The following is a 3,246-nucleotide window of genomic DNA, read 5'->3' as shown; positions in this document are numbered from 1 at the left end:
GCTTCAGCTTCGGACCGTTCGAGAACGACGCCGCCGCGCTGGCGCGGACCGCGCTGGAGCCGCTGGTGACGCGTATCGTTCCGCGCAAGCAGGAAGAGGGCGAGCCCCAGGCCTGGCGGGTCTACCTGCCGCCGTTCGCGGACGCGGAGGCGGTGCAGGCCGCCGCGCGGGCGCTGTCGGAAGCCGGGGTCAGCGACATGTTCGTGGTTCGCGACGGCATCGAGGCGCAGTCGATCGCGCTGGGCCGCTACGGCAGCCAGACCGCGGCGCAGCGGCGGGTCGAGGCGCTGGCCGGGAAGGGGTTTTCCGCGCGCATGGCGCCGATCGGCCGCGGCGCGGCCAAGGTCTGGTTCGACGTCGATGCCGGCGCCGACTTCGATCCCGAACAGGCCCAGGCCGCCGCCGGCGCGCCCGGCCACGAGGAGATCGACTGCGCGCCGGCCCCCTGAGGCGGCCGCGACGCTTCAGTTAGAATGGCCTGCCGTGCCGGCTTAGCTCAGTTGGTAGAGCAACCGCCTTGTAAGCGGTAGGTCGTCAGTTCGAGTCTGACAGCCGGCACCACATGCATCGCAGAGCGCGCATTGCGCAGCTCGCATCGCACAGCACGCATCGCATAGGAGTCGTCCCCGAATGAGCCGCCAGTATCCGCCCGTTTCCCTGATCGGAGCACCGACCGACATCGGCGCCGGCCACCAGGGCGCGCGGCTGGGACCGGAGGCGCTGCGCATCGCCGGGCTCGGCAAGGCGCTGGTCGCGCGCGGCGTCGACGTGGTCGACCGCGGGAACCTTGACGGTCCGCGCAATCCGTGGCTGCCGCCGGTCGACGGCTACCGGCACCTGGCCGAGGTCGTGACCTGGAACCGCGCGGTGATGGACGCGGTGCGCGCGGAGCTGCGCGAGGGGCGGTTGCCGATCGTGCTAGGCGGCGACCACTGCCTCGGCCTGGGCTCGATCACCGCGGTCGCCCGCCATTGCCGCGAGACCGGCAAGCAGCTGCGCGTGCTCTGGCTCGACGCCCACGCCGACTTCAACACCAGCCAGGTGACGCCGTCGGGCAACATCCACGGCATGCCGGTGTCCTGCCTGTGCGGGATCGGCCCCCGTGAACTGACCCATCTCGACGGCGAAGGCCCGGCGATCACCCCCGACGTGATCCGCCAGATCGGCATCCGCTCGGTCGACCAGGGCGAGAAGCGGCTGGTCAAGGAGCACGGCCTGGACATCTACGACATGCGCTACATCGACGAGGTCGGGATGAAGCGGGTGATGGAGGAGGCGCTGGAAGGCGTCGACGACAACACCCACCTGCACGTGAGCTTCGACGTCGACTTCCTCGACCCCAGCATCGCGCCGGGCGTGGGCACCACCGTGCCGGGCGGTCCCAACTACCGCGAGGCGCAGCTGGTGATGGAGATGATCGCCGACAACGGCCGCATGGCCTCGCTGGACATCGTCGAACTCAATCCCGTGCTGGACAAGCGCAACCGCACCGGCAAGCTGGCGGTGGACCTGGTCGAGAGCCTGTTCGGCAAGTCGACCCTGATGCGCGACTGAGCGCGCCGGCTGAACAGAGCGTCGAGGCCAGCTGAGCGGGTGCTGACCGGCGGCGGCCGGTTTCACGTCGTTTGCATGGCGCTTGTCGTGGGATGGACGGCACGGCATGCCCCCGCATGCCCCGGATCTTCGCGGTCGATGTCCTAGCGGTTGCTCCGCGGACCGCGCGATCCGCCACCACACGATGGGAGGAATGCGAAATGAAGCGTCTGATCGCACTGATGCTGCTGGCCGCTTTCTTGGTGGGCACCCTGGGCGCCTGCAACACGATGGCCGGCGCCGGCAAGGACGTGCAGGCCGTCGGCGAAAAGGTCGAGGAGAAGGCCGAGGACTGCAAGGACGGCAAATGCTGAGCCGCTGGACGAGTCTGCCTCACGCACGGAAAAGGCCGGGAATTTCCCGGCCTTTTTCTTTGCAACCGTACGTGCGATGAACGGCTCGGGAGGGGTTCATGAACATCTGCGGCGAAATAACGCCGCGATGATCCGATGCGAACGGTGGGTGCGGGACCCTGCATGCGCGGTCGCAGTACGACCGCTTCCCCCACACACATCGAGAGGCATCCGCATGAACAAGGACATCATTGCTGGCAACTGGAAGCAGATCAAAGGCAAGGCCCAGGCCCGCTGGGGCGACCTGACCGATGACGTATTCGACATCGCCGAAGGCAATTCCGAGTACCTGGCGGGCAAGCTGCAGGAGCAGTACGGCTGGGATCGCGAACACGCCAAGCGCGAGGTGCGCGACTTCGAGCGCGGCTTGCACTGACCCCCGCTGCCCCCCTGCGGGGGATCGGTCCCGCGCCGGATCGATCCCCGACCGGATCCGCTCCTCAGTGAATCGGCACCTCGGCGGATCCACACCTGCAACCGACCCATGGCCGTCCCCGGCTCCGTCGCATCGGCGGGGCCGGGGGCGGCCGGTTCGCGGTCGGGGTGGGTGCGTGGTCCGGCGTTATCGCGGCGGATCGGCGACGAAGCCGCCCGGGAACGCGCGCGGCGCGGCGATGTCGTCGCGATGGTGGCGCCAGCGCGGGATGATGCCGCGGGCGACCAGCTGGGCGCGGGTGTCGTAGCGGATCTCGCTGACCTGGCTGGGGTGGCGGCTGGCGCGGACGAAGTGGGTGCGCGAGGCCGGCGACCACTCGCGCTGACCGTGGCCGGTGCCCAGTTGCTGTCGTTGCGCACGCGAGGCGTAGCCGCTCGACTCGGCCTCGGCCATGTCGGCGGCGGGAGCGTCGGCGCGCGAGGCTTCGGACTTGGCGATGCCCGGTGCATGCGGGTGGGGCCGCGGATACCAGGCCTCCTCGAACACCGCGATCCCGATCACGCCGACATTGCGCGGGCGTCCGGTGCGGCTGGCGTAGCTGTTGCGCGGATCGGTGAACACGAACTGCGCGACCTCGCCCAGCGACTTGCGCCAACCGCCGATCTCGGTGCTCTGCCAGGGTTGCAGCACGTAGCCGGCCTGGGACGGGTCGGCGGTCTCGCCGCTGACCGCATTGACGCCGTCCACCGACAGCACCACCAGCACCCGGCGGTCGCTGGTATTGGTCAGGCGCACCGCATAGCGGTGGCCCGGCTGGCCGGCGACCCACTGTTCGCCTCGGTGCGGGTGCGTCGGCAGCCAGTCGCCGTTGTCGCGATCGACCAGGGTCATCTGCACCGGATCGGCGACGGGCGAGGGGTAGGG

General features: G+C 69.7%; 5 protein-coding genes and 1 tRNA gene. 5 read left to right on the top strand and 1 reads right to left on the bottom strand.

Annotation, left to right across the window (positions count from 1 at the left end):
• The 5 genes from FKV24_RS19265 to FKV24_RS09455 all read left to right on the top strand — a co-directional run.
• Nucleotides 1–449: hypothetical protein (locus FKV24_RS19265; RefSeq protein WP_170288268.1), on the top strand; the 449-nt coding region annotated here is incomplete at its 5' end.
• Nucleotides 450–485: 36 nt separating this feature from the next.
• Nucleotides 486–561, top strand: a tRNA-Thr gene (locus FKV24_RS09470).
• A 69-nt stretch (nucleotides 562–630) separates the two neighbouring features.
• Nucleotides 631–1,554: an arginase gene (gene rocF / locus FKV24_RS09465; RefSeq protein WP_141482207.1), complete on the top strand. Its 924-nt coding sequence runs from the start codon at nucleotides 631–633 to the stop codon at nucleotides 1,552–1,554.
• 200 nt (nucleotides 1,555–1,754) lie between these two features.
• Nucleotides 1,755–1,907 (top strand): entericidin A/B family lipoprotein, encoded by a 153-nt coding sequence (locus FKV24_RS09460; RefSeq protein WP_141482206.1) that lies wholly within the window; start codon nucleotides 1,755–1,757, stop codon nucleotides 1,905–1,907.
• Between the two features lie 214 nt (nucleotides 1,908–2,121).
• The gene (locus FKV24_RS09455) at nucleotides 2,122–2,322 is read left to right on the top strand and encodes a CsbD family protein (protein ID WP_111265510.1); all 201 of its coding nucleotides are present in this window, start codon (nucleotides 2,122–2,124) and stop codon (nucleotides 2,320–2,322) included.
• 186 nt (nucleotides 2,323–2,508) lie between these two features.
• Here FKV24_RS09455 and FKV24_RS09450 read toward each other — a convergent pair.
• On the bottom strand, nucleotides 2,509–3,246 hold a 738-nt coding region (locus FKV24_RS09450), incomplete at its 5' end, for a hypothetical protein (protein WP_141482205.1).

It is taken from the genome of Marilutibacter maris, from assembly GCF_006546735.2.
Taxonomy (GTDB): Bacteria; Pseudomonadota; Gammaproteobacteria; order Xanthomonadales; family Xanthomonadaceae; genus Marilutibacter; species Marilutibacter maris.
The sequence above is the reverse complement of the archived record's forward strand: the minus strand, read 5'-3'. Positions and strand labels throughout refer to the sequence as shown.